The following is a 23,901-nucleotide window of genomic DNA, read 5'->3' as shown; positions in this document are numbered from 1 at the left end:
CCGACCAAAATGAAGACACGTAATGTGGCAACGCACCAGCCTTCCATCTGCTCGATTAAACAAAGCAGAAAATTTTCGGCAATTTTGATACAAAGTATAACTTGGATTTTATACTGTGATTACCTGCGTTCGTTTCCGATAATTTGAGACCACATCTGTAACGTCCACTTCAAATGGTGGGCGTCATGAAATCAACAGCAACAAGCTGCTCAATATTCGCGCTGAAGAGTTTTACCGTTGCAGCACTGCTGGCGGGAACGATGCAAGTCGCCGCTGCAAGCGACGGCCAAGCAGCGGCCACCACTACGGAATGGCAGCCGCCGCGCTTGCTCGGCGGACTGGTGCTAAGCGAAGTTCGCCCCGCCTCCACGACCGTCGTGTTCGGCTTCGGCAGGGACTTTGACGGTTACGGCCTGGTCGAGCGTAGCAAAGCAGAAGAGCAGCCCTCCCCCGGCGTCGATCCGATCAAGACTGCAGCGATCATTCCCGGTGTCTTCGGCTCGGTTGCCATTCCAATGCGCAACTTCCCGGTCGCTGCACGCTGGGCCAAGATCTACAGCGCCATCGACGGCTGTGCCGACGCATCCGCCTGCGGCAAGAATGGCGCTTCCTTCGCCGCACTGGTGACCAAAGCACGCGACCAGAAGTTCCTGGACAAGCTGGCGGCGGTCAATCGTGGCATCAACACATTGATCGCCTACCGCAAGGACGAAGCCAATTACGGCGACATGGACTACTGGGCCAAACCCACCGAGATCCTGGCGCGCGGCGCCGGCGACTGCGAAGACTACGTCATCCTCAAAATGGCAGCACTGATCGAGGCCGGCGTTCCGGCGCAGAGCATGTCGCTGGTGGTGCTGCAGGACAGGAGCCGCGGCGTCTTCCACGCGGTGTTGTCGGTCGCGACCCAGAGCGGAACTTTCATCCTCGACAACCTCAGCAATACGGTGGCCCGCGACGGCGCCTACCGCAGCTATGTGCCGCTTTATTCGTTCAGCACGGACCGCGCCTGGATCCACGGCGCCAAGCCGGGTTCGGCGCAGGTTGCATCGGTCGGCAACAACTTTGCCGCCATTGCTCCCGGCGAAGGCCCGGTGCCGCAGTGATGTGAGTGAGATCGAGTATGCCACCGCAAGGAATTTGCGACTCGGTCCGCTCGAGACTCGGCAATCTGCGGTTGGACTCTGACGGAAAGGTAATAGCCCCGCAAAAGCGACCTCAACACTTGGACCAACGCATCAGCAAAAGTAGTTTTAGCCGCTGGAAATGTAGCATTTTTGATACAGTGCTTGGGCAAATGTTGGGAATCCCCCTGAATCGGGAAAAGGCCTATCAATTTGCTGTCGATTTTCGTGCGGTGCTGGATAATTGCTCGCGGTGGATGTGGACGGGCTCTCCAGCGCAGCGGGGTGCTGGGGATGAGTGGGAGAATGAAATGCCGATGAGTATCGGACGCGTGGCCAGGCGCCTTGCTATCTTGCTGACAGCGACAATGCTGTCGGGCAACGGCGCCAGTGCAATGAGCTTGCAGGAGGCGATGGCGGTGGCCGTCGAATCCAACCCGGAGATCGGTCAAGCCATCGAAAATCGCGAAGCCATCGAGTTCGAACTGCGTCAGGCCAAGGGACTTTACCTGCCAAGCGTCGACTTGGAGGCTTCGAGCGGCGTGCGCCGGCTCGACAATCCGTCGCGCCGCGCCCTGTCGATCGAAGACGACGCGCTCTATCCGTCGGAAGCCGGTATCGTCGTCACACAGAAGCTGTTCGACAACGGCGCCCGGCGCGCAGAGCTCAACCGCCAGGCTTCGCGTGTCGACGGAGCATCGTTCCGCGTCCTCGAACGCTCGGAATTCATCGGCCTGTCCGTCGTCCAGGACTATCTCGAATACGTCCTGCAAGCCCAGATCGTGGGCGACGCCAAGCGCAATCTCGGCTTCCACCAGTCGATCCTCGGCGACATCCGCGAAGGCATCCAGGGCGGCGCGCTGACCGATGCCGACCGCCAGCAGGCCGAAGAGCGCCTGTACGCCGCCAAGGCGCGCGTCCAGGAAGCCGCCGAAGAGCTGGAAGCAGCCAAGATTCGCTTCTTCAAGACCGTCGGCAAGCCGCTGGTCAGCCCGGCCAAGCCCGGCTCGGTCGCCAAGGCCTTGCCGCGCTCGCTCGATGACGCGATCGGGCTCGCCCGCCGCAACAATCCGCGCGTTCACATGGTCAACAGCGATATCGACTCGGCGGCTGCGCTGGTCGACGCCGCGCGCGCCAAGTATGGCCCAGAAGTCGTGGCCGAAGGCCGCGCCCGCATCGGCAACGACATCGACGGTTCGGCCGACGAGACCAATGACCTGCAGGCCCGCGTTGTGCTGCGCTGGAACCTCTATCGCGGCGGTATCGACAAGGCCAACGAGCAGGAACAGATCCGTCGCGTCAGCGAACAGCGCCTGGCTCTGCACCAGGTCCAGCGCGAAATCGACGAAGCCGTGCGTATTTCGTGGGATCGCCGCTTCCGCCAGGCAGATCTCGCCAAGACGCTGCGCCAGCAGGCCGTCGCCAACGACAGGCTGGTCGTGTCCTACCGCGAGCAGTTCAAGGTCGGCCAGCGTTCGCTGCTCGACGTGCTCGACGCGCAGAACACGCGCTTCAACACGGAGACCCTGGCAAATACTGCAGCATTTGCGTCGCTTTTCGCCGAGTATCGCCTGCTTGCCGCAACCGGCCAGCTGCTGAAGACGATGAACATTGCACCGGCCAAGCAGGCCACCGCCTACGCCCGCAGCGAATTCAACGTGCCAGCGACAGCCGACACCGAGACCTATGCGCGGACGCCGTCGGAGCAGGTCAACGACATGCCGTTCGACCTGCTTGCCCCGGTCAGAAAGAAATAGGGTGTCTGCCTGACGGCAGCCCCCGACCGTCATGAACCAGCAGACGCATATCCAGACTCCGGTCGAGGCGTTCAAATCCTGTTTTTCGGCGGTGGCGGCCTATCTCGGCCGCCCCAGCGCCGAAACTGTGCTGTTTTCCGGTGTTCCGATCTCAGAGACGCGGATCGAGGTGCAGGAAATCAGGCACCTTGCCGAACGCATCGGCCTCGAGGTCCACGACTTTGCCCAGCGCGACTTTTCGCGGGGCCGCTTTGAGCTGCCTGCGATCGTCTTCCGTGCCAATCGCCTGCCCATCGCCATCCTGGCCGAACAGCGCGACGGCGCTGAGTTCCTGACCGGACCTCAGGAAGACGGGCGCACGTCGATCTCGCGCGCCGACCTGATGGCGACACCGATCTCGGGCGGCGTTGCCTTCTCCATCACCTACGCCAATGCAGCCGAGGACATGACCGTCGGCACAGCGGCGAAAATCGAGCGGCCGCATTGGCTCTATGGCACGCTCGGCTCATTCTGGAGATCCTATTCGCGCGTCGCATTGGCTGCGATCTTCATCAATCTGCTGGCCATCGCCTCGCCGATCTTCACGATGAACGTCTACGACCGGGTCCTGCCCAACAAGTCGATCTCATCCCTGTGGGTGCTGGCGATGGGCGTGGCGACGGCAATCCTGTTCGACCTGCTGCTCAAGACCGCGCGCGCCGCGCTGATCGACCATGCCGGGCGAAAGGCGGACCTGCGCATCTCCTACATGCTGTTCGAGAAAGTGCTGAACACCTCGCTCAGCGCGCGCCCGGCTTCAACAGGCGAATATGCCAACCGCGTCACGCAATATGAATTCGTTCGCGAGTTCTTCACCTCGAACACGGTCAGCACCTTCATCGACACGGCGTTCGTGTTCGTGTTCCTGCTGGTGATCTACCTCGTCTCGGGCTGGCTGGTGATCGTGCCAGTCATTGCCTTTGTGCTGGCCATCATCGTCGGGCTCGTCGCACAGCACCGCATCGGCAAGCGTGTCGCCGCCTCGCTCAACGAAGCCTCGCAGCGCCAGTCGCTGCTGGTCGAGTCGATCTCGACGGTCGAGACGATCAAGTCGCTGCGCGCTGAAGCCTATCTGCTGCGCAAGTGGCGCGAGCACTCCAAGAACGCCGCCAACACCTCGGAGAAGATCAAGGAGCTGTCGGCCGCAGCAGCCAACTTCACGGCTTTCATCCAGCAGCTGGTGACCGTGGCGCTCGTCGTCGCCGGCGCCTACGCCTTCGACAAGGGGGCAGTTTCGACCGGCGCCATCATCGCTGCCGTCATGCTGTCGGGCCGCGCCGTGGCCCCGCTCGGCCAGCTGGCCATGACCATCTCGCGCTTCCGCCAGGCGATGCTGTCGCTCAAGGTGCTAAACACCATCATGCAGCAGCCGGAAGACCGCCCTGACACGGTCGGCTTCGTCAACCGGCCGATCCGCATGGGCGCGCTGACCTTGCGCAATGTGGGCTTCGCCTATCCCGGCACGGAAACCGAAGTGCTGACAGGCGTCAACCTGACGGTCAATCCCGGCGAACGCGTCGGTATCATCGGTCGGATCGGCTCCGGCAAGACCACCTTCGGACGCCTGATCGGACGCCTGTACCTGCCGACTTCGGGCGAACTGCTGCTCGACGGCATCGATGTGCGCCAATATCATCCATCAGAAGTTCGCGCCGCCGTCGGCATTGTCGCGCAGGCCGGCGACCTGTTCTCGGGTACGATCAAGGAAAACCTCCTGATGGCGCGGCCGGAGGCCAGCGACGAGGACATCATCGCCGCCGCCAAGGCGGCCGGCGTCGATGACTTCGTCTCGCGCCATCCGCGCGGCTACGACATGAATGTTGGGGAGCGTGGCACCAATCTTTCCGGCGGCCAGCGACAGGCGGTCGCGATTGCCCGCCTGCTGATGACCAAGCCGAAGATCGTGTTCCTTGACGAACCCTCGGGTTCGATGGACCTTGCCTCCGAGCGGCTACTGATCAGGCAATTGAAAACAGCGTTCGACGACAAGACGACACTGATCATCTCGACCCATCGCTACAGTATGCTTGAGATCGTCGACCGCCTTATCGTGGTCGAGCAGGGTCGCATCGTTGCAGACGGGCCAAAAGAAAAAGTCATTCAGGCACTGCAGAAGCCTAACGGCTGAGGGCAGGCACTGGCGGGGAGTGTTATATTGAATTCGTTCAATATAATGGGGAGAACATGATTACCAGGGAAGACCGGCCACCGTTGTTTGCATCGGCCGCGGTGCTGATCGTGGGCGCGCTATTTGTCGCCTTCGTGATCTGGGCGTCGGTCGCCGAGGTCGACGAGATCGCGCGCGGCGAAGGCAAGGTCATTCCCGCCTCGAAGACCCAGATCGTGCAGGCGAGCGAACCCGGCGTGGTGCAGGAGATCGCCGTCAAAGTCGGCCAGATCGTCAAGAAGGACGATCTCATCGTTAGGCTCGACGACACGCTGAACGAGTCCAGCCTTGGCGAGCAACAGGCGAAAGCGAGGACGCTGCGCGCCCGCATCGCCCGCCTCAAGCAGGAGCAGGAAGGCCGGATTGCCGAGCCGCTGATGTGCCCGGACGAGTTGGTCAAAACAGCACCGCAGATCTGCGAGAACGAGCAGAAGCTTCTGGTGGCGCGGCGACAGAATTTCGACACCAAGCTTTCGGTGCTGAAGTCGCGCCTCGACCAGCGCGAGAAGGAACTCAACGAAGCCAAGGTCAACGTGACCCGGCTGACCGACAGTCTCACCGTCAGCGACAGGGAGGCCGAGCTCGTCACCTCCATGGTCAAGCGCAAGTTGATGGCCCAGACCGAGCAGATCCGCGTCGACCGCGAGCAGACTGAAATCAGGGGCCAGCTCAACCTTGCCCAGGAAACGATCAAGCGCACCGAGGCCGCGATTGGCGAAGCCAAGCTTCAGGTGGACGAGTTCGGACTGCAGTTGCAGCAGGAGGCGCTGGACGAACTGACTCAGGCGTTGGCCGAGCTTTCGGTCGTGGACGAGACCATCCGCGGTGCTACCGACCGCGTCGCGCGTACCGATATCCGCTCGCCCGTCGACGGCATTGTCAACACGCTCGACGTCAACACGCTCGGCGCCTTCGTGCAACCGGGCACCGTCGTCGCCGGCATCGTGCCAACATCGGACACGCTGCTGGTGGAGGCCCGCGTTTCACCGCGCGATGTTGCCTTCATTCGCCCCGAACAGCACGCGCTGATCAAAGTCTCGGCCTACGACTTCTCGATCTTCGGCGGCCTTGCCGGCAAGGTTCAGAATATCACCGCCGACAGCCTCGTCGACCAGAATACTGGAGAGCCCTACTATCAGGTGCTCGTCTCGACCGACCGCTCGGAGTTGGAGAAGGACGGCAAGTCGTATTCGATCATCCCCGGCATGATTTCGACGGTCGATATCATCACCGGCCGAAAGACCATTCTCAGCTACCTTCTCAAGCCGATCAACAAGGCACGAAACGAGGCGTTGCGTGAGCGATAGTGCCACAGCACCTGATAGCCTCAGGCTCAATGTGTTCACGCCGGACGATCTGGCGACCGACTTCCGTGTTGTCGTGCGCCAGGGAACGCGGCGCGGCATCCGTCTCGAACGCCTGTTCTGGACGACGCTGAAGCAGCTTGCCGAACACAATCATCTCACGATCGGCGAGATGGTGGAGGAGATCGCCCAGGCCAATGGCGACACCAGCAATCTCGCATCGGCCATCCGCGTCGCCTGCCTGCGCTGGATGGCAGACCAGAGCAGCGCACTTGCCAAGCTGGCTTCGCTGCGAACGATCAATGCCATCCTCGGCGCATGCCCCGCGCCCGCTTTCGCGTTGTCTTCGGGCAAGAAGATCCTGACGTTCAATCCTGCCTTCCAACATCTGGTGCGGCGGCAGCTGCCGGTAGGTTTCGGCGAAGACACGCATCGCGACCTCAGGCTGTCACTCGATCTCAACGTCACCGATATCTTTGCCCGACTTGACGCCAATGACGGCGTCCCGATCGCCAGCGGTTTCGTCATAGGTGCAGCCGAGCGGCGCTATCGCGGTCAGCTCAACATCGTCCGCGCCCCGATAAAGGTACCGGAACTGCTGCTATCGTTTGTGGTGAATGCCTGACCAGAGGGCCGCAGCGGGGTCGAAGAAGCTAAAGACCGGGCGTCCCCCGAAGCTCCTCGAACTTGCCTCGGGTAACAGGACGCCCGGCCGGCGCTTTCCCTCAAAGCAATTCGTCTAGATAGTTGAACGGGCGCCCTATCGCCGATCCGGGATATGCTCCGGCCAGCCGCCCTGTTCTTTGCCTTTCACGCAGCCAGCAGACTATTTGCGGCCACCGTGGTCATGGTCGGCATGGTCGTGACCACCTTCATGATGGTCACCGCCTTCATGATGGTCGCCTCCCTGGTGATGGTCGCCGCCCTCATGATGGTCGCCACCCTGGTGGTGGTCGCCGCCTTCATGATGGTCGCCACCCTGGTGGTGGTCGCCGCCTTCATGATGGTCGCCACCCTGGTGATGGTCGCCGCCTTCATGATGGTCACCTTCATGGTGATCGCGGTCATGATGGTCGCGATCGCCGTCATGGTGGTCACGATCGTGATGGTCGCGATCGCGATCATGGTGGTCACGGTCATGGTGGTCATGATCGCCATGATGGTCGTCACCATTGTGATCATGATCGCCAGGGTGGTGGTGGTGATGATGGTGATGGTCATCGCCGTCGCCGCCACCATGATGATGGTGATGGTGGTGGTGGCCGTCATCAGGCGGCGTCACAGTAGGGGGAACAATCGGGGTAACGCTATCGTCACCTCCCTCCGAATCCGGCAACGTATTTGCAACAATAACCGCCGTCGTCCAGGGCGGGCATTGGTCGAGCTGAGCCTGCGTCAGAATCTCCGAGCGATTCATGGCAAGGCAGCAGCTCTGATAGTTGGAGCCAGTCAAAGGGCTGCATTGGGCGGCTGCCATGCGTTGCGGAACGGCAGCGCTAGCATATCCCGTTATGTAAAGAGATGAACCTGAAACGGAAAGCGCCACGAATAGTGCTTTGGCTATCGATTCCCTGATTGCAGACATTTGCTGTCTCCTTGGGAGGGGGTGCCGCAACCACGCTCATCTAGCCTCTTCAAATGTTATATAATCAAGTTACAATTTGTTAACCAACCTGCCTCGGTTCAGCCCGATCCGAATTTTAGCAACGCCTTATTAACCGCCCTACAGCACCCTTTAATCCACGCATCGGGGACATCAACTGTGAAACGCTACATCGCGCTAGCCGCGCTTTTGACTTCGTTTGCCACCACCTTCGCCGCCGAGGCCGGAACATCCATGACGACAACCGGAAGCGCCTTCGCGCCGCCGGCCTTCTACCCATTCTGCAGCAGCAACCCACGCCTTTGCAGCACCAAGGGCGGCCAGAAAGTTGTCGACCTCGCACCAGAGCGGAAGGCTGAACTTCAGCAGGTCAACCGGTCGGTGAATTCGCGTGTGTCGGAACGAAGCGACATGTCCACGGTCGGCAAGGAAGACGACTGGCGCATGGCCGGCGCCACAGGCGATTGCGAGGACATTGCCATCCTCAAGAAGCACGAGCTTATGAAGCGCGGCTGGCCGGCGTCGGCGCTGCTGATCACCGTGGCCCGCTACCGGGGCGACGGTCATACGGTGCTGACCGTGCGCACCAGCGAAGGCGATCTGATCCTCGACAACCTGACCAGCTCGGTGCGCGACTGGTCGAACACACCTTACAAATATTTCGCCCGCCAGGCCCAGGGCAATGGCGGACGCTGGGAACGCATCGGCGGCGCCAAGCCGGTGCCGGAGACGGCGGCTCGCCGCTGACCCGAAGGCTATCAATGCCGAGCGCCGTGGCTGGCTCCAGCTCAGCCGTGGCGCTCGAGCATGATCGTCGGCTCGCCGTGATAGGTGGTGCGGGCGTATTCGCGGTAGCCGTTCTTCTCTGCCACACGCAGCGACGCGCCATTGTTCGGATCGATGATGCAGACGGTGCGCGGGAAACGGCCGTCAGCCCATTTGACGAACCCGCCGACGACTTCACTCGCCAGCCCCTTGCCGTGCATGTCGGCGGCGAAACCCCAGCCGGCTTCCGGCAGGCCTTCGATCGACGGCACGAGATCGCGCTTGAGATCGTGAAAGCCGGCCTCGCCGACGAAGCGGCCAGAAGCCTTGTCCTCGACCGCCCAGAAGCCGTAGCCGATCAGCGACCACGAACCGGCATGACGCAGAAAGCGCTGCCAACTTTCCTCGCGCGTGCGCGGCTTGGCAATGAAACGGGTGACGACAGGGTCGGCCCACATTTCCGCGTAGGCATCGAAATCCGCGAGCCGGTGCGGCCTGAGTATCGTCCGCTCGGTTTCGATGACAGGGATATCTGAAAGGGAAAAGGCGGTCATCTCTAGGGCTCCATGCGTCTTTGCCCGCCTCTAGCACAGGTGGCCGGCCATCCGGCAGGCCAGAATTCGCTTTCATAATCCGCCCTTGCGAAAATCCACCCCTGCGAAAAGCAGAGGACCTTTTCGCCAGGCTGATCGGCGCTTTATCCGTTCCACGCCATGCGCATGTAGACGCCGCCACGCTTGAGTTCGTCGAGCATCTGGTCGAGACGCTTGCGGCGGGTGACCTCGAGCTTGGCCTTAGTTATCCAGCCAAGATAGTCGTTTCGTTGGTAGGCCGGCCGCGCCTCGTAAGCCTCGAACACCCCACGCGAAACGAGTTCGCTGCGGATCCAGTCGGGCATAGGGTTGAGATCGCGGATAAGGGCCATGGAGCATGAAATGGCCAAATCCTGCCCTTCCAGTCAATCGGCCGAGTGCCAGCCTTGCTGACAGGCTCTGTCAGTAGCGACATCAGCACGGCCGCTGATATGGTTGCGTGCGAAGCAGCCAAGCGAGGCAATTGTGACCGATCTCGTTCTAGCCATTGCCCATCATTTGCTCGCCTTTGCGCTGGCCGGCGTCATCGCGGCAGAGTTGGTCCTGATCCGGCCGGGGCTTGGCGGGCGGGCACTGGCCATATTGACCCGCATCGACGCAGCCTATGGCGCGCTTGCCATGCTCTTGATCATCATCGGCGCATCGCGGGTCTATTTTGGCCTCAAGGGATGGGAATTCTACGTCTACAACCCGACCTTCTGGGCCAAGATGGCCGCCTTCGCGCTGGTCGGGCTGCTGTCGATCGTGCCGACCATCCGCATCCTGCGCTGGCGGGCGGCGAACGCCGAAAGCTATGTCGTTCCGGACGCGGACGTTCTGCGCGTTCGCACTTTCCTCAAGATGGAGGCTGTGGTCTTCGCGCTGATCCCTGTCTTCGCGGCCACAATGGCGCGCGGCTACTGAGCCGCCACTTCGGCTTCGGCCACCTCGATCTCATCGATATCGTCGAGCGGTACAAGCGGCGCCGGCACATCGGTCGATTTCTCCGGCGACTTGCAGATGTCGGCGATGACGCAACGCCAGCAATCTGGCTTACGCGCCTTGCAGACATAACGCCCATGCAGGATCAGCCAATGATGGGCATGACGCATGAACTCGTCGGGGATGATCTTCAAGAGCCCCTGCTCGACCTGATCGGGTGTCTTGCCCGGCGCCAGCCCGATGCGGTTGCCAATGCGCAGGATGTGCGTGTCGACGGCCATGGTGTGGTGGCCGAAGGCCATGTTGAGCACCACGTTTGCCGTCTTGCGGCCGACGCCGGGCAGCTTGGTCAACATGTCGCGATCGTCGGGCACCTCGCTGCCATAGTCGCGGATCAGCGCCTCGGACAAGGCGATCACATTCTTGGCCTTGTTGCGCCAGAGCCCGATGGTGCGGATGTGCTCGCCGACCTTTTCCTCGCCGAGAGCCAGCATCTTCTCAGGCGTGTCGGCAATGGCGAAAAGCGCACGCGTCGCCTTGTTGACGCCGGCGTCGGTCGCCTGCGCCGACAGCACCACCGCGACAAGAAGGGTAAAGGCATTGACGTGTTCGAGCTCTCCCTTCGGCTCCGGCCGCTGGACGGCGAAACGGCGGAAGATCTCGCGCACCTCATCGGCCGAATAGAGTGAACGCCGGCGGGTCGTACGAGGCTTGGGCTTTGCCTTCGAAACCTGGCTGCGACCCGCAGGTGCCGTCCGCGCACCATCTTTTGTCTTGGGGTTTTTCATGGCGCTTCTATAATCGACAGGCATGAGCGAAACAAACGCCACCTTCGCCGCCGACGAGCCATTCTTCAAGGCTCTGCTTGTGCCATACAGGTCGATGGGCCACACCGGGTTCATGATCCTGATGGGCGCGCTGATGTTCGGCTGGGTCGTCACCGGCATCGTCTTCCTAAGCAACGGCGCATGGCCGATCTTCGGCTTCTTCGGCCTCGACGTCATCGGCCTCTACATAGCCTTCCGGCTCAACTATCGCGCCGCCCGAACACGCGAAGAGGTCAGCGTCTCTCGCACCAGCCTCGACATCCGCAAGACCGCCCCTTCGGGCCAGTCCGAGCAGTTCCACTTCAATCCGTTCTGGACCCGGTTCGCCATCTCCCGCCACGAAGAGATCGGCATCACCGGCATGGCGGTCGTGTCGCGCGAGAACAGCGTGTCGCTGGGCAGCTTCCTCAATCCCGATGATCGCGAAAGCTTTGCCAAGGCTTTTTCGCGTGCACTGGCGACGGCAAAGACCCGCTGACGCAATTCCTGGAAAAGTACGAAGGAAGCTCAGCCTTTCGGCAGGAATCGGGTGGGAAAGCCTCGACCTCGGGGCGATATTGGCGTTCAAGGAGATAAAGCCATGAACGCCCAGACAAAGATCATGCCTGTCGCCACATTGCAAAAAGACATCACACCCACCGGCTCGGAATATGAGACCGTCCGGCGGGTGATCGAGAAGATCAGCCTCGACTATCGCGAGCAGCCATCGCTGGAAGCGCTCGCCGACGAAGTCGGGGAGACGCCGACCTCGCTGCAGAAGCTGTTCAGCCGGTGGGCCGGACTTTCGCCGAAGGCCTTCCTGCAGGCCGTGACGCTCGACCATGCGCGCCGATTGCTCGACGACGGCATGCCGTTGCTGGAGACGTCGTTCGAACTCGGCATGTCCGGGCCAGGCCGGCTGCACGACCTGTTCGTGACGCATGAGGCGATGTCGCCCGGCGACTACAAGACACGCGGCGCCGGCCTGACCATCCGCTATGGTTTCCACATCTCGCCCTTCGGTGTGGCGCTGATCATGGTGACCGATCGCGGCCTCGCAGGCCTGTCGTTCAACGATGCCGGCGAAGAGCGTGCGGCCTTCGCCGACATGGCTGGCCGGTGGCCGAACGCCACCTATGTCGAGGACATGAGTGCGACCGCGCCCTATGCCGCACGCATCTTCGAGCCGAGCCAGTGGCGCGCCGACCAGCCGCTCCGTGTGGTGATGATCGGTTCGGACTTCCAGCTGCGCGTCTGGGAAGCGCTGCTCAAGATCCCGATGGGGCGAGCCTGCAGCTATCAGGCCATCGCCAAGGACATCGGCCAACCCACGGCGAGCCGCGCGGTGGGCGCAGCAGTGGGCGCCAACCCGTTGTCCTTCGTGGTGCCCTGCCATCGCGCGCTGGGCAAATCAGGGGCGCTCACCGGCTATCACTGGGGCCTGACGCGCAAGCGCGCCATCCTCGGTTGGGAGGCCGGCAAGGTCGCGCGATGAATTTCGCGCGACCTCACCGCCAAGTTGCAGCTCAAACGCAAGCCAACAAAAGATTGAAAACTCGCTGTGCCTGGCCAGTCTTCCCTAGATGAGCTGTTACGCATGAGCGAGCTTTTGGCGATGACAGTCATTCAACGTTGAACAATGCCCTGGGGAGGCGGGCCACCTATCGTGAACCTGTCAACGACCAAAGCTCAAGCCGGTTCCTAACTTCCTACGCCGACAACACCTCATTTTGACGATATTCTGTATTTTTACTTTGTACCCATAAAGCAAATATCTAATATCGAATATTTTATTCACTGACACAGTGTCAAAAAACTTTCTTTTGCGTCAAGTAAAAAGCAACGTACACAAACGAACTCTGGCGAACAATTTGGTGTTAACACCAAATTAACCATACCGGGAGCACGGTCGACCCAGGAACGCGACACCAGCGCCATCCTGGGAGAGCAGAATGAAATACTGCATACTCACATCCGGACTGATCCTCACCGCCGGCGCATCGATCCAGACGGCGTCGGCCGCCACCGGCAACATCACCTTCAACGGCACCGTGGCCGCCATCTGCACGATGGTCGTGAACAACTCGGCCGGCGTCATGACCGTCAGCCCCAGCCTGCAGTCCTTGAGCTCGAAGAATGCCGGCGGCGTGGCAGGCGTGGTCACGATCACCACCACCGGCGGCGTTTCGCTCAGCGTCGGGTCGGCGACATCGATCACGGTTCCGGCGCACGACACGGCGGCGACGACATGGACGTCGACATATCTGGCGACCGGGACACACACGATCGCGGAAACATCAGCGGCAACGCCGATCACCACGCCCGGGGTCGACACGGTCACCGTGCACCTCACCGGCACAAAGGGCGGCACCGACGTGTTCGCGAGCGGCAACTATTCCGCCACCGTCGTCGTCACCTGCCAGTAGCCAAAGGAGCAGCACGCAATGAAGGCCAGTTTCCTGCTCCCGCTTGTCACCGCAGCCATGCTCAGCCCAGTGGCCCTGGGACAGTCGATGTCGCCGATGCGCGGCGAGGTCACGAGCTTCACCGACGCCTTTGCCGTCAGGGTGTTTCCGGCAAACCCCTACAACACGAAGATCCGGGTCGACGTCCGTGTCTATGACCAGAACTTCCAGCCTGTGAAGGCCGATGTCGCACCCAACAGCTTCATGCTGGGCGCCGAGGCCTCGCGCCCTGTCCTCGTCGTCATTCCGTTCGACGGCGCTTCCGAGCGTAAAGTGCGTATCTGTACCGAAAGCGTTCCATTCCCCAACGAACAGACGCAGATAAAGGCTCAGATATGCGGAAAATTCCTGGGACAGCGGCGTTTCTGACGCTCGCGTGCCTGGCCGCAACTGCGCCAGTCACCGCATGGGCTGAAGACGTCTACAACCTCAACCAGAACCAGAACGGGTTCACTCTCCCGGGCGTGACCCTGCCCCAGGGCCAGGACGAGGTGCGCGCCGCCGACGGCACCACCTGCCGCTCGGCGGTTTCGGGCAACGGCGCCTATCTCGATGTCGGCGTGATCCAGGGCAGTGGCCGTAACAACACCGACATCGCCACCTATGGCCGCGTGGTCATCCCAATCGGCAGGACGCCGAAGCGGCTCGACTGCGCAAGGCTCTACGAGCTCGAAGTGGCGCGGCTTCAGATGGAACTGCAGCTTCTGAAGATGGGGCTTGGCGGCCAGGGCAACGGTGGCGGCGACATCACCGGCTCGGTGCAGCATTCCAAGTCTGGCTGGGCCGAAAGCGGCTGGACCGACGGCACGCAGAAGCCACAGAAACAGCCAGGACAATGATCATGCGCACCGGCACCCGCGCTTTCTGGATCGCGTGCCTTGGCCTCGTCAGCACGCCCGCGCAAGCCGCCATCATCGGCACCTGCACGATCAACATCACGTCGAACGGGACGCTGACAGCCAATCCCACCATCAACACGCTTGGCTCCACGCAATCGGGCGCCGCCGCCGCATCGGTCAGCGTGACCACCAGCTCGCTGCTGTGCAGCCTCCTCAACCTGCTCGACTGCTATGGCCTGTCGGCGCCTGCACCGGTCAACTTCCTGTCGGCTCCGAGCGGAGGCGATACCAACGTGACCTTCGCCTCCACCTACACCGTGGATGGCGTGACCTATGGCGGCAGCACGGTCACACGCGTGTCGAACGGAACCAGGATCGTCCCGGTCAACCTGACCGCCACCAAGTCGACTGGCATCTTCCCCGCCGGCCCCTACCAGGCACAGGTCGTCTTCCGCTGCGAATGACGCCGCGCCATCTGGCAAGAGCGCGCAACACAGGCTAGTTTCCGCCCGACTTTTCAGGAGACTGCCGTGATCACCGTTGTCGGATCCATCAACCTCGACCTCATCGCCACCGTCGGCCGCCTGCCCGGACCGGGCGAGACCGTGCCCGGCGGCGACTTCAAGTCGGCCCCGGGCGGAAAGGGTGCCAACCAGGCGCTCGCCGCCGCCCGTGCCGGCGCCCCGGTCCGCATGGTGGGTGCAGTCGGCAAGGATGCATTCGCCGGCGAAGCGCTCGCATATCTCAGGGATGGCGGCGTCGATCTCGGCGGCGTGGCCGAGATGCATGCGGCGACCGGCATCGCCCTGATCCTGGTCGGCGGCGACGGCGAGAACATGATCGCCGTGGTGCCCGGCGCCAACGGCACGGTCGTGCCGGGAGACCTCGACAAGGCCAAGTTCGCCAAGGGTGACATCGTGCTGCTGCAGCACGAGATTCCGTTGTCGACGGTCGACGCAGCGATCGGCGCGGCGCGTCAGGCCGGCGCGATCACCCTGCTCAACACGGCGCCTTTCCGCGCCGAAGCCGCGGGCTTTGTCGGCAAGGCCAACTATGTCGTCGCCAACGAAACCGAATTCGACCTTTATGCCGAAGCGCTGGCCCTGCCGGCCGGCGAACGCCCGGAGCGCATGAGCGAATTTGCCCGCCGCACCGGCGCCGCCCTCATCGTCACGCTCGGCGGCGAAGGCGTGCTGGCAACCAAGGACGGCGGCATCATTCATGTCGACGCACTCAAGATCACCCCTGTCGACACCGTCGGCGCCGGCGACACCTTCTGCGGCTATCTCGCAGCCGGACTTTCCGCCGGGCTTGGCCTTGAGGATGCGCTCAAGCGCGCCGCTGCTGCCGGCTCGCTGGCCTGCCTGAAGCCAGGCGCGCAGCCCTCGATCCCTCTGGCAAGCGAAGTGGACACGGCACTCAGGGGTTGAATGCCGCCGCTTCTGGACACGCGCAAAATCTCGGTGCTTATTATCGAGCGACATCTGGAGGAACGGAAATGTCGCTCGAACTCTACGTCGCCTATGTCGTCGCCTGCATCGTCATCGTGCTGATACCGGGACCGACCGTCACGCTGATCATCGCCTCGAGCATCAGGCATGGCACGCGCGCCGGGCTGGCCAACGCCGCTGGCACGCAGATCGGCGTGGCGGCAATGATCGCCATCGTCGGCATCGGCCTCAACCAGATGATCGAGGCGATGGGCCACTGGTTCGAATGGGTCAGGCTTCTGGGCGCGGCTTACCTGATCTGGCTCGGCATCCAGATGTTCCGCTCGGGCGGCGAGCTCGCCGCCGACGGATTGCCAAAGCGGCCGCGCGGCGGCTTCTTCCTGCAGGGCTTCCTGGTTGCCATCTCCAATCCCAAGACGCTGATCTTCTTCGGCGCCTTCATTCCGCAATTCATCGACCCGAGCGCCAACTACGCGCAGCAGATCGTCATCATGGGCATCACCGCGATGGTCTTCGCCGCCATGTCGGACTCGGCTTACGCGATCGCCGCCGGCCGCGCCGGCAAGTTCCTGTCGGCCAAGCGCCTCAAGCTGATGACCCGCATATCGGGCACGTTCCTTGTCGGCGGCGGCGTGTGGCTGGCATTTTCGAGGACACGATAACGGCACCTCGCCCTGCATCAGAAATGAAAAAGGGGCGGCCTGGTGCCGCCCCTTGTTTGTTGCTGGTCGCTTGGCCCGCTCAGAGCCGACCGAGACGCTCGACCAGAAGCGCGAAGAAACCGTCATGGTCGATGTCGCGCATGACGGTGGCGTTCTTCGGGCGCTTGGTGACGCCCCACCAGTCGATCACGGTCATGCCCATGGTCAGCTCCGACGACGTCTCGACGGTGACGTTGACGAAGCGGCCCTGGAACAGCTCGGGCTTGATAAGGTAAGCAATGACGCACGGATCGTGCAGCGGACCGCCGTCGGTGCCATACTTGCCTTCGTCGTAGCGCTCGAAGAACTCCAGCATCTGGGCGGTGGCGAGGCCAACCTTGGTGCCAAGCTTGCGGAAGGCGTCGATGCGCTTGGTGGTGGTCAGCGCCTTGTGGGTGACGTCGAGCGGCATAACCACGATCGGCACGCCCGAGCGGAACACCACGTCGGCCGCATGCGGGTCGACATAGATGTTGAACTCGGCCGACGGCGTAACATTGCCACCCTCGAAGAAGCCGCCACCCATCAGCACGATTTCCTTGATGCGCGGGGCAATGCGCGGCTCACGGATCATGGCGAGTGCAATGTTGGTCAGCGGGCCGAGCGGGCACAGCGTGATGGTGCCGGCCTCTTCGCGCATCAGCGTCTCGACCAGATAGTCGACGGCGTGCTGCTCCTGCAGCTTCATCTGGGGCTCGGGCAGCTCGGGGCCATTGAGGCCGGTCTTGCCGTGCACTTCCTCGGCGGTGACCAGTTCGCGCATCAGCGGGCGGATGGCGCCGGAAAAAACCTTGATGTCGGGACGGCCGGCCAGTTCGCAGATCTTGCGGGCATTGGTCTCGGTCAGCTTCAGCGGAACATTGCCGGCAACAGCGGTGATTCCCAGGATTTCGAGCTCGGGGCTTCCGAGCGCCAGCAATATGGCGACGGCATCGTCCTGACCGGGGTCGGTGTCGATGATGATCTTGCGCGGTTCGGGCATTTTCTTTCCTTATTGGGCAGGTTCTGTAGTCTTGAAGTTGCCGAAGCGGCGGACCATATCAGCAACAGGCGGAGAAATGCCATCCGGGTTTTTCCGCTTTATGTCGCTCCAAGAGGACACGTTGTAACATGAGCCGCATGACGCCCTTTTCGAGCCCGCTTCTTCTGGGTTTCGATACGATGGAAAAGACGCTGGAGCGCCTTGCCAAGACGGGCGACAGCTATCCCCCCTACAACATCGAACGCATCAGAAGCGCGGATGAGCGGGGCGAAAGGCTGCGGATCACTCTGGCGGTGGCCGGCTTTGCCGAAAACGATCTCGATGTCACCGTCGAAGAGAACCAGCTCATTGTTCGTGGTCGACAGAGCGACGACAAGGAGCGCGAATTCCTGCATCGCGGCATCGCCTCACGGCAGTTCCAACGCTGCTTCGTGCTGGCAGACGGGATGCGGGTGATCGCGGCCGAACTGAAGAACGGACTGCTCTCGGTCGATCTCGACCGGCCGGAAGCAGAAAGGCTGGTACGGAAAATAAACATATCGGTAGCAGAATAGCTGTTGCCGAAGCTCTCATGCGGGATGGCCGCGTCGGCATCCTCGCTAGAAGGAGGCTGAAATGCCAAATACTGTCCAGAGACTCATCATGACCACGGGCGAACTCGCCCATCTCGGCGAAGGCTCCGTCGCCTATCTCAGAAAGGTCAACAGCGACGATCTGCGCGGCCGTTTCCCCGGCCTGACGGAGATCGATCCCGGCCTTGAGCTGTGGGCGCTGTTTGCCGCGACCGGTGAACCGATCCTGTTGTCTGATGCCCGTGACCGCGCGCTTGCGGGCGCGATGGAAAACGATCTGACCACCGTCGCCATCCACTAGTGCGCCGCGCGTCCGGAAGGACGCCTGACGCCTGGCCTGGCTTAGACGGCAGCCTGAACGGAAAAGGGCCGCGAATCGCGGCCCCTCCAGGCTTTTTTCCAAGATTGGGCGAAATCAGGCCGCGTGCGAGGCCGGCGTTTCGGACAGCAGCGCATGGATTGCAGCTGCATCGCGCGTGCCCCTGATCTTGGCCACGGTATCGGCATCGCGCAGAACGCGGGCGATGCGCGACAGCGCCTTCAGGTGATCGGCGCCCGCCCCTTCGGGCGCCAGAAGCAGAAAGACGAGATCGACCGGCTGGTCGTCGAGCGCTTCGAAATCGACAGGCGTTTCCAACCGCGCGAAGACACCGGTAATCCGCTTTACCCCTGCGAGCTTTCCATGCGGGATGGCAATTCCGTTGCCGACACCAGTCGAGCCGAGGCGCTCGCGCTGTAGGATGGTGTCGAACACCTCCCGCTCGGGGATGCCGGAAATCGTAGCGGCCCTTTCGGCGAGAAGCTGAAGCAGTTGCTTCTTGGAGTTCGCCTTCAAGGCCGGCATGATTGCCGGTACCTCGATCAGATCACTCAGATCCATTCTGAAATATCCCTTGCTGTGCATACCGCCGCATGGCCCCAAACGCCCCGCATACGGTCGGTATCGACTATCCCTGGCCGACCTTAGCGGTCGAGGGATCTATCCAGCCGATGTTTCCATCCGGCCGGCGGTAGACGATGTTGAGATGTTCGTTGCCAGCATTGAGGAACACCACGACCGGGGTGTCCTTGGTGTCGAGTTCGATGACAGCCGAGGCCACCGACATGGTTTTCAGAACCACCGTCGATTCTGCGACGATTGCGGGTGCGAAGTCCTCAGGGATTTCGTCCTCGTCGTCGCCGAGCGGCGCGACCACCGAATAGGCAACGTCCGTCAAGGCACCGTTGCCGCTCCCCGAGCTATGCGACCTGAGCCTGCGCTTGTAGCGCCGCAGGCGGGTTTCGAGCTTGTCGGCCGCCACATCGAATGCGGCGGTCGGTTCCTGGGCCTCTCCGGTCGCCTGCAGCGACATGCCCGAATCCAACCGCACCATGCAGTCAGCGGTGTAGCGAGACCCGGCCTTCACCACATTGACGTGTCCGGAGAATCCACGATCGAAATATTTATCGATCGCTTCGCCGATACGACCTTCGATGCGCGTACGAAACGCATCGCCGATATCCATATGTTTTCCCGAAATACGCAAGCTCATCTGAAAACTGACCTTTTCTGTTCAGACTTCAAACTCGTCCGAGTTTATACCCGTGGCCGGTGCAAACAAGCGCTGGCTCGCTTGGCACACCGAAATTAAGTCCGAACTTCCCGATCGATGATGGGTTGCCCCACAGCGCTCCGGCTCGCATCGCAAGCCAGTTCGCACGGCATCGACCCTTGGCGGGTTCAGCCCCCCTTCATGCGGGCGGGCTTCTAGACACTTCATTAGGGATTGTCAATCAACGCACGGAATCCGCGAACCTGCGCCACCAGACTCAACCGGCAAGGCCGGCCAAAGCACGCTTTTCGCGCCGCCGCTGCACCGAGGACGCAATGTTCATGGCCTCGCGGTATTTGGCGATGGTGCGGCGGGCGATGTCGACGCCGTCCTTCTTCAGAATGTCCACGATGGCATCGTCAGACAGCACCTCGGAGGGCTTTTCCTCCTCGATCATCTGGCGGATGCGGTCACGTACGGCTTCCGAGGAATGGGCATCGCCGCCCTCGGCCGAAGCAATTGCCGCAGTGAAGAAGTAACGCAGTTCGAAAACGCCACGCGGCGTCAGCATATACTTATTGGCGGTGACGCGGCTTACAGTCGATTCATGCATGCTGATGGCATCGGCCACCGTGCGCAGGTTGAGCGGCCGGAGATGGCGTACGCCGTGGACCAGGAAGGCATCCTGCTGCCGGACGATCTCTGAAGCGACCTTGAGGATCGTCTTGGCGCGCTGGTCGAGGCTGCGGCTCAGCCAGTTGGCGTTCTGCAGGCACTCGGCGAGGAAGTTGCGCTCGGTCGCATCCTTGGCACGGCCGGTCACCTGGGCGAAATAGACCTGATCGACCAGCACGCGCGGCAGCGTCTCCGGGTTGAGTTCCACAGCCCAGCTGCCATCGGCCGCCTGGCGCACCTCGACGTCAGGCACGACCGTGTCGGCCGCGCCGACGGCAAAGGCGCCGCCTGGCCGGGGGTCGAGCGCGCGGATCTCAGCCAGCATGGCCAGCAGATCCTCTTCGTCAACGCCGCACAGCCGGCGCAGACTCTGGAAGTCGCGCCGCGCCAGAAGCTCGAGATTGTCGACCAGAACTGCCATGGCGGGATCGAGCCGGTCGCGGCGGGCAAGCTGGATGCGCAGGCACTCGGCCAGGTCGCGGGCAAACAGGCCGGCAGGATCGAAGGCCTGGCAACCTTTCAGCATCGCAAGCACGAACGCCTCGTCGACGCCAAAGCGTTCGGCGATGTCAGCCGTGTCGCCACGGAAATAGCCTGCCTCGTCCAGCCAATCCGTCAGCTCCGCCGCCACCAGCCGCTCCACCGGATCGGCAAACGCAAAGGCGACCTGTTCGCCGACATGATCGCGCAGCGTCACCGCCGCAGCAGCTATGTCCTCCATGTCGAAACCGTCGCCCCCGCCGCCAGGGGCAGCACCCGGCGACGCCGACTTCCACTGCATGGCAAGTTCGGGGCCGACATGCTCTACGGTGCCGGGATCGTCGGGGAACAGGTTTTCGAGCGAGGTATCGAGTTTCTCCGAGATGGCCTCGGAGCTCCAGCCGGCCTCGCCCTCGAACCAGTCGTCATTCGACTGTCCGGCAGCTTCGCCCTGTGTCTCGATCTTCGGGAACTGGTCGGTGGCGACGTCGTCCGGGGTTTCGGCCCGATCAAGCAGCGGATTGCGCTCGATCTCGTCGTCGATGAAGCGCTCAAGCTCGGCATGGGTGAACTGAAGCAGCCTGATCGACTGCATCAGCTGCGGGGTCATGACCAGCGACTGGGACTGCCGCAGCTGCAATTTCGCCGACAGCGCCATCGTTCTGCCTGACCCGATCCCTTTTTTCATGCGGCCGAAAACCGGCTCGCCTGCCAGCTTCGATAAAACTGGCCCGGCTTTTGCATGTCAAGCAGATTGGGGTTTTGCCGGAACCATATTGACCGCTTTGCCCGCGATGCGGCACCGGGACTGCCCCTTCAGAGGGCAACCCGCCGGGAAACAGGCCCTAAAGCGTAAAGCCTTCGCCGAGATAGAGCCGGCGGACGTCGGGGTTCGACACCACCTCGTCGGCGCGACCATGGGTCAGCACTTCGCCGGCATGGATGATGTAGGCGCGGTCGATGAGGCCGAGCGTCTCGCGGACGTTGTGGTCGGTGATCAGCACCCCGATGCCGCGCTTGGTCAGGTGGCGCACAAGCTGCTGGATGTCGGCCACCGCGATGGGGTCGACACCGGCAAAGGGCTCGTCGAGCAGCATGTAGTTAGGCCGGCTGGCGAGCGCGCGGGCGATCTCGAGGCGGCGGCGTTCGCCGCCCGACAGCGCGATCGACGGCGATTTCCGGAGATGGCTGATGTGGAACTCCTCGAGCAGCGAATCGAGGGTCTTCTCGCGCTCCTTGTGGCTTTTTTCGACCACTTCAAGAATGGCGCGGATGTTGTTTTCGACCGACAGGCCGCGGAAGATCGAGGCTTCCTGCGGCAGATAGCCGATGCCGAGGCGCGCCCGGCGGTACATCGGCATGTGGGTGACGTCGAAACCGTCGATCTCGATGGTGCCCTGGTCGACCGGCACGAGGCCGGTGACCATATAGAAGCATGTCGTCTTGCCGGCACCGTTGGGTCCAAGCAGACCAACAGCCTCGCCGGCCCGAACGCCGAGCGTCACCCCGCTGACAACCTGCCTGCCCTTGTAGGCCTTGGTCAGGCCCTTGGCGATCAGCGTGCCCTTGAACGTGCCGTTCTTGGTGCCACTGATGGCCGCAGGCGCGGCAGGTTTGCGCGCCGAACCGGGCGTAAGACGCGACAACAGCGAGGATGTATCGGACATTATTTCTTCTGCGAACTCGGTGTGATCGACATCATCACACGACCGTTGCCGCCGGCGCCCTTGGTGCAGCCGTCGACCTGGGCCAGGCCCGTCTTCATCTGCACGGTAAGCTTGCAACCGACCAACACGTTGTCGCCTTCGGACAGAACGACCTCCTTGCCGGACATCACCAGCACTTCGGTCTTCATGTCGAAGGTGCCGCGGTCGCCGGTCGCCACCTGCTTGTCGGACTTCACGTAAACCTTGTCGTCGACTTCAAGCCGGTCGATGGCCGCCGATCCCGTGGCGGCCGAACCGCCCTTGGCGTCCTTGGCGTAATAGACGGTCATCTTGCCAGACTTCATCACCGTCGGCCCCTGGGTGACGCTGACATTGCCGGTGAAGATCGCCAGATTTTCCGATTCGCGAACCTCGAGCTTGTCGCTCTCGATCTGGATCGGCTGGTCGCCAGAAAGCTTGAGGCCCGAAAGCCTGCTCTGGCTGTCCTGGGCATGGGCACCGCCAGTGGCGAGCACCAGCCCCATGAACGATAGGGCGGCCATAGACCGCCACGAATTAATTGCCCGCACTCCCGCCTCCGCTGCCAACCCGCGCCGCCTTCATCCGCGCGGGATCAATGTCCACGCGCACCCTGTTTTCGAAGACGACAACCTTGCCGTTATCATGCATCGACATCGAATCGGACCTGATGGTCGAACCGTCAAGGCTTATTTCAACCGGTTGATCGGTCTTCATCGCGCCGCTGCCCATGTCGAGATACGCCGATTTGAGCCGCGCTACCATCCCGTCGCTGGTCTTTACAGTAACGTCGTCGGTGAGATTGAGCGTGTTGCCGTCGCGATCGTAGACACCGCGCGTCGCATCGACCTTGGCGACGTCCTTGGCCGAGATCGGCAGATTGGCATCGATGCCCAGAAGCTCGACCACGCCCTGGTTGCCCGGATCCTGCACGGCGCGATCGGCCGTCATCGAATAAGGCAGGTTGTCGCGGGTGAAACCGTTGAGCTGTGGCTTGGCCATGACCAGCTTGCCTTCGGAGAAGGCAGCGCCTTCGGCCTTGACCTGCAGCGCCGGCGGGGCAGCGAAATAGGAATAGCCGCCGAACAGGACCGCGAGCGTCACCGCCGCCAGCGGCAGAGCGAGCTTCAGGAAGCGGACACGGCGCGAATGGCGGGTCGCCCTGTCGAAGGCATCGGCGCGCGAAGTCGCAAGCGCGATCGCGGTTTCCACCGCAACGCCGCCACCGCCGCCGCTCGTCTCGATTGGTCGCGCCAACGCCAAAGCCCTTCTTCGAACTGTCTGTGCCGTTCTGTCTGTGCCGTTTCAGGCACGGCACCGTGAAGCGGATGAAAGCCACGAAAATATGACCATAAGGTCAAGGAGTTGCAGTCAAATGCACGAATCGCGAAGCTTTCGGCAGCCAAGATGCAACCTGCAATATGGGTATTTACTCCAGAA

General features: G+C 62.2%; 28 protein-coding genes. 17 read left to right on the top strand and 11 right to left on the bottom strand.

Annotated elements, in window-relative coordinates; all coding sequences use genetic code 11:
* Positions 1-185 precede the first annotated feature (185 nt).
* The 5 genes from B015_RS30240 (at position 186) to B015_RS0101865 (ending at position 7,016) form a co-directional block, all read left to right on the top strand.
* The gene (locus B015_RS30240) at positions 186-1,106 is read left to right on the top strand and encodes a transglutaminase-like cysteine peptidase (RefSeq protein WP_245262105.1); all 921 of its coding nucleotides are present in this window, start codon (positions 186-188) and stop codon (positions 1,104-1,106) included.
* 335 nt (positions 1,107-1,441) lie between these two features.
* On the top strand, positions 1,442-2,881 hold the full coding sequence (locus B015_RS0101880) for a TolC family protein (RefSeq protein ID WP_018425955.1): 1,440 nt from the start codon (positions 1,442-1,444) through the stop codon (positions 2,879-2,881).
* Positions 2,882-2,912: 31 nt separating this feature from the next.
* Positions 2,913-5,048: a type I secretion system permease/ATPase gene (locus B015_RS0101875; RefSeq protein ID WP_018425954.1), complete on the top strand. Its 2,136-nt coding sequence runs from the start codon at positions 2,913-2,915 to the stop codon at positions 5,046-5,048.
* Positions 5,049-5,104: 56 nt separating this feature from the next.
* A complete protein-coding gene (locus tag B015_RS0101870) occupies positions 5,105-6,394 on the top strand; it encodes an HlyD family type I secretion periplasmic adaptor subunit (RefSeq protein WP_018425953.1) in 1,290 nt (429 codons plus the stop codon).
* Entirely contained in the window at positions 6,384-7,016 is a 633-nt protein-coding gene (locus B015_RS0101865) for a ribbon-helix-helix domain-containing protein (protein WP_026226789.1), read from the top strand. The genes B015_RS0101870 and B015_RS0101865 overlap by 11 nt, the downstream gene beginning before the upstream one ends.
* A gap of 185 nt (positions 7,017-7,201) precedes the next feature.
* On the opposite strand, the gene B015_RS0101860 is transcribed toward B015_RS0101865, so the two are convergent.
* The gene (locus tag B015_RS0101860; protein ID WP_018425951.1) at positions 7,202-7,660 is read right to left on the bottom strand and encodes a hypothetical protein; all 459 of its coding nucleotides are present in this window, start codon (positions 7,658-7,660) and stop codon (positions 7,202-7,204) included.
* Positions 7,661-8,153: 493 nt separating this feature from the next.
* Here B015_RS0101860 and B015_RS0101855 point away from each other — a divergent pair, with 493 nt between their 5' ends.
* A complete protein-coding gene (locus tag B015_RS0101855; RefSeq protein ID WP_018425950.1) occupies positions 8,154-8,741 on the top strand; it encodes a transglutaminase-like cysteine peptidase in 588 nt (195 codons plus the stop codon).
* A 41-nt stretch (positions 8,742-8,782) separates the two neighbouring features.
* Here the strand turns inward: B015_RS0101855 and B015_RS0101850 are convergent, their stop codons facing one another.
* The gene (locus tag B015_RS0101850; RefSeq protein WP_018425949.1) at positions 8,783-9,313 is read right to left on the bottom strand and encodes a GNAT family N-acetyltransferase; all 531 of its coding nucleotides are present in this window, start codon (positions 9,311-9,313) and stop codon (positions 8,783-8,785) included.
* A gap of 143 nt (positions 9,314-9,456) precedes the next feature.
* The gene (locus B015_RS0101845) at positions 9,457-9,702 is read right to left on the bottom strand and encodes a YdeI/OmpD-associated family protein (RefSeq protein ID WP_245262104.1); all 246 of its coding nucleotides are present in this window, start codon (positions 9,700-9,702) and stop codon (positions 9,457-9,459) included.
* A gap of 115 nt (positions 9,703-9,817) precedes the next feature.
* On the opposite strand from B015_RS0101845, the gene B015_RS0101840 reads away from it, so the two are divergent.
* A complete protein-coding gene (locus B015_RS0101840; protein ID WP_343122965.1) occupies positions 9,818-10,255 on the top strand; it encodes a DUF2214 family protein in 438 nt (145 codons plus the stop codon).
* Here B015_RS0101840 and nth read toward each other — a convergent pair.
* Positions 10,249-11,061, bottom strand: a complete 813-nt coding sequence (gene nth / locus B015_RS0101835) for an endonuclease III (protein ID WP_018425946.1) — start codon at positions 11,059-11,061, stop codon at positions 10,249-10,251. The two genes, B015_RS0101840 and nth, sit on opposite strands and share 7 nt — an antisense overlap.
* A gap of 22 nt (positions 11,062-11,083) precedes the next feature.
* Between nth and B015_RS0101830 the strand changes: the two genes are divergently transcribed.
* The 8 genes from B015_RS0101830 (at position 11,084) to B015_RS0101795 (ending at position 16,496) form a co-directional block, all read left to right on the top strand.
* Complete coding sequence (locus B015_RS0101830; protein ID WP_018425945.1) at positions 11,084-11,578, top strand: DUF2244 domain-containing protein; 495 nt, start codon at positions 11,084-11,086, stop codon at positions 11,576-11,578.
* A gap of 102 nt (positions 11,579-11,680) precedes the next feature.
* Positions 11,681-12,574 carry a bifunctional helix-turn-helix domain-containing protein/methylated-DNA--[protein]-cysteine S-methyltransferase gene (locus B015_RS0101825; RefSeq protein WP_018425944.1) on the top strand — a complete coding sequence of 298 codons (894 nt, stop codon included), beginning with the start codon at positions 11,681-11,683 and terminating at the stop codon, positions 12,572-12,574.
* A gap of 457 nt (positions 12,575-13,031) precedes the next feature.
* Positions 13,032-13,505 carry a hypothetical protein gene (locus B015_RS0101820; protein WP_018425943.1) on the top strand — a complete coding sequence of 158 codons (474 nt, stop codon included), beginning with the start codon at positions 13,032-13,034 and terminating at the stop codon, positions 13,503-13,505.
* 18 nt (positions 13,506-13,523) lie between these two features.
* Positions 13,524-13,913 carry a hypothetical protein gene (locus B015_RS0101815; protein ID WP_018425942.1) on the top strand — a complete coding sequence of 130 codons (390 nt, stop codon included), beginning with the start codon at positions 13,524-13,526 and terminating at the stop codon, positions 13,911-13,913.
* Positions 13,880-14,383: a hypothetical protein gene (locus B015_RS30235; RefSeq protein ID WP_040455939.1), complete on the top strand. Its 504-nt coding sequence runs from the start codon at positions 13,880-13,882 to the stop codon at positions 14,381-14,383. The genes B015_RS0101815 and B015_RS30235 overlap by 34 nt, the downstream gene beginning before the upstream one ends.
* 2 nt (positions 14,384-14,385) lie before the next feature.
* On the top strand, positions 14,386-14,847 hold the full coding sequence (locus B015_RS0101805) for a hypothetical protein (RefSeq protein ID WP_198292837.1): 462 nt from the start codon (positions 14,386-14,388) through the stop codon (positions 14,845-14,847).
* A gap of 66 nt (positions 14,848-14,913) precedes the next feature.
* A complete protein-coding gene (locus B015_RS0101800; RefSeq protein ID WP_018425939.1) occupies positions 14,914-15,813 on the top strand; it encodes a ribokinase in 900 nt (299 codons plus the stop codon).
* A 68-nt stretch (positions 15,814-15,881) separates the two neighbouring features.
* Entirely contained in the window at positions 15,882-16,496 is a 615-nt protein-coding gene (locus B015_RS0101795; RefSeq protein ID WP_018425938.1) for a LysE family translocator, read from the top strand.
* Positions 16,497-16,575: 79 nt separating this feature from the next.
* On the opposite strand, the gene B015_RS0101790 is transcribed toward B015_RS0101795, so the two are convergent.
* Positions 16,576-17,517: a nucleoside hydrolase gene (locus B015_RS0101790; RefSeq protein ID WP_018425937.1), complete on the bottom strand. Its 942-nt coding sequence runs from the start codon at positions 17,515-17,517 to the stop codon at positions 16,576-16,578.
* A 128-nt stretch (positions 17,518-17,645) separates the two neighbouring features.
* On the opposite strand from B015_RS0101790, the gene B015_RS0101785 reads away from it, so the two are divergent.
* Both B015_RS0101785 and B015_RS0101780 read left to right on the top strand, forming a co-directional pair.
* Entirely contained in the window at positions 17,646-18,071 is a 426-nt protein-coding gene (locus B015_RS0101785; protein ID WP_018425936.1) for an Hsp20 family protein, read from the top strand.
* A 61-nt stretch (positions 18,072-18,132) separates the two neighbouring features.
* Positions 18,133-18,390 (top strand): DUF1150 family protein, encoded by a 258-nt coding sequence (locus tag B015_RS0101780; protein ID WP_026226786.1) that lies wholly within the window; start codon positions 18,133-18,135, stop codon positions 18,388-18,390.
* Positions 18,391-18,504: 114 nt separating this feature from the next.
* On the opposite strand, the gene ptsN is transcribed toward B015_RS0101780, so the two are convergent.
* The 6 genes from ptsN to lptC form a co-directional block, all read right to left on the bottom strand.
* On the bottom strand, positions 18,505-18,969 hold the full coding sequence (gene ptsN / locus B015_RS0101775) for a PTS IIA-like nitrogen regulatory protein PtsN (protein WP_018425934.1): 465 nt from the start codon (positions 18,967-18,969) through the stop codon (positions 18,505-18,507).
* Positions 18,970-19,036: 67 nt separating this feature from the next.
* Entirely contained in the window at positions 19,037-19,621 is a 585-nt protein-coding gene (gene raiA, locus B015_RS0101770) for a ribosome-associated translation inhibitor RaiA (protein ID WP_026226785.1), read from the bottom strand.
* A 277-nt stretch (positions 19,622-19,898) separates the two neighbouring features.
* A complete protein-coding gene (gene rpoN / locus B015_RS0101765) occupies positions 19,899-21,434 on the bottom strand; it encodes an RNA polymerase factor sigma-54 (protein ID WP_018425932.1) in 1,536 nt (511 codons plus the stop codon).
* A 187-nt stretch (positions 21,435-21,621) separates the two neighbouring features.
* Positions 21,622-22,443 carry an LPS export ABC transporter ATP-binding protein gene (gene lptB, locus B015_RS0101760; protein ID WP_018425931.1) on the bottom strand — a complete coding sequence of 274 codons (822 nt, stop codon included), beginning with the start codon at positions 22,441-22,443 and terminating at the stop codon, positions 21,622-21,624.
* Entirely contained in the window at positions 22,443-22,985 is a 543-nt protein-coding gene (locus B015_RS0101755; RefSeq protein ID WP_198292836.1) for an LptA/OstA family protein, read from the bottom strand. Before B015_RS0101755 ends, lptB begins: the two co-directional genes overlap by 1 nt.
* Before the next feature lie 13 nt (positions 22,986-22,998).
* Positions 22,999-23,718 carry an LPS export ABC transporter periplasmic protein LptC gene (gene lptC / locus B015_RS0101750; RefSeq protein ID WP_018425929.1) on the bottom strand — a complete coding sequence of 240 codons (720 nt, stop codon included), beginning with the start codon at positions 23,716-23,718 and terminating at the stop codon, positions 22,999-23,001.
* Between the last annotated feature and the right edge of the window lie 183 nt (positions 23,719-23,901).

The sequence above is a fragment of the Hoeflea sp. 108 genome, from assembly GCF_000372965.1.
In the GTDB taxonomy this organism is placed as follows: domain Bacteria; phylum Pseudomonadota; class Alphaproteobacteria; order Rhizobiales; family Rhizobiaceae; genus Aminobacter.
The sequence above is the reverse complement of the archived record's forward strand: the minus strand, read 5'-3'. Positions and strand labels throughout refer to the sequence as shown.

What these genes read in the sequence shown, in the direction of transcription:
- B015_RS0101805 (WP_198292837.1), top strand. Translation starts at nt 14,386, where the DNA reads ATGCGCACCGGCACCCGCGCTTTCTGGATCGCGTGCCTTGGCCTCGTC.
- B015_RS0101880 (WP_018425955.1), top strand. Translation starts at nt 1,442, where the DNA reads ATGAGTATCGGACGCGTGGCCAGGCGCCTTGCTATCTTGCTGACAGCG.
- B015_RS0101820 (WP_018425943.1), top strand. Translation starts at nt 13,032, where the DNA reads ATGAAATACTGCATACTCACATCCGGACTGATCCTCACCGCCGGCGCA.
- B015_RS0101795 (WP_018425938.1), top strand. Translation starts at nt 15,882, where the DNA reads ATGTCGCTCGAACTCTACGTCGCCTATGTCGTCGCCTGCATCGTCATC.
- rpoN (WP_018425932.1), bottom strand. Translation starts at nt 21,434, where the DNA reads ATGGCGCTGTCGGCGAAATTGCAGCTGCGGCAGTCCCAGTCGCTGGTC.
- B015_RS0101850 (WP_018425949.1), bottom strand. Translation starts at nt 9,313, where the DNA reads ATGACCGCCTTTTCCCTTTCAGATATCCCTGTCATCGAAACCGAGCGG.
- B015_RS0101875 (WP_018425954.1), top strand. Translation starts at nt 2,913, where the DNA reads ATGAACCAGCAGACGCATATCCAGACTCCGGTCGAGGCGTTCAAATCC.
- B015_RS0101830 (WP_018425945.1), top strand. Translation starts at nt 11,084, where the DNA reads ATGAGCGAAACAAACGCCACCTTCGCCGCCGACGAGCCATTCTTCAAG.
- lptB (WP_018425931.1), bottom strand. Translation starts at nt 22,443, where the DNA reads ATGTCCGATACATCCTCGCTGTTGTCGCGTCTTACGCCCGGTTCGGCG.
- B015_RS0101870 (WP_018425953.1), top strand. Translation starts at nt 5,105, where the DNA reads ATGATTACCAGGGAAGACCGGCCACCGTTGTTTGCATCGGCCGCGGTG.
- ptsN (WP_018425934.1), bottom strand. Translation starts at nt 18,969, where the DNA reads ATGGATCTGAGTGATCTGATCGAGGTACCGGCAATCATGCCGGCCTTG.
- B015_RS30235 (WP_040455939.1), top strand. Translation starts at nt 13,880, where the DNA reads ATGCGGAAAATTCCTGGGACAGCGGCGTTTCTGACGCTCGCGTGCCTG.
- B015_RS0101790 (WP_018425937.1), bottom strand. Translation starts at nt 17,517, where the DNA reads ATGCCCGAACCGCGCAAGATCATCATCGACACCGACCCCGGTCAGGAC.
- B015_RS0101825 (WP_018425944.1), top strand. Translation starts at nt 11,681, where the DNA reads ATGAACGCCCAGACAAAGATCATGCCTGTCGCCACATTGCAAAAAGAC.
- B015_RS30240 (WP_245262105.1), top strand. Translation starts at nt 186, where the DNA reads ATGAAATCAACAGCAACAAGCTGCTCAATATTCGCGCTGAAGAGTTTT.
- nth (WP_018425946.1), bottom strand. Translation starts at nt 11,061, where the DNA reads ATGAAAAACCCCAAGACAAAAGATGGTGCGCGGACGGCACCTGCGGGT.
- B015_RS0101755 (WP_198292836.1), bottom strand. Translation starts at nt 22,985, where the DNA reads ATGGCCGCCCTATCGTTCATGGGGCTGGTGCTCGCCACTGGCGGTGCC.
- B015_RS0101780 (WP_026226786.1), top strand. Translation starts at nt 18,133, where the DNA reads ATGCCAAATACTGTCCAGAGACTCATCATGACCACGGGCGAACTCGCC.
- raiA (WP_026226785.1), bottom strand. Translation starts at nt 19,621, where the DNA reads ATGAGCTTGCGTATTTCGGGAAAACATATGGATATCGGCGATGCGTTT.
- B015_RS0101785 (WP_018425936.1), top strand. Translation starts at nt 17,646, where the DNA reads ATGAGCCGCATGACGCCCTTTTCGAGCCCGCTTCTTCTGGGTTTCGAT.
- B015_RS0101815 (WP_018425942.1), top strand. Translation starts at nt 13,524, where the DNA reads ATGAAGGCCAGTTTCCTGCTCCCGCTTGTCACCGCAGCCATGCTCAGC.
- B015_RS0101860 (WP_018425951.1), bottom strand. Translation starts at nt 7,660, where the DNA reads ATGACGGCCACCACCACCATCACCATCATCATGGTGGCGGCGACGGCG.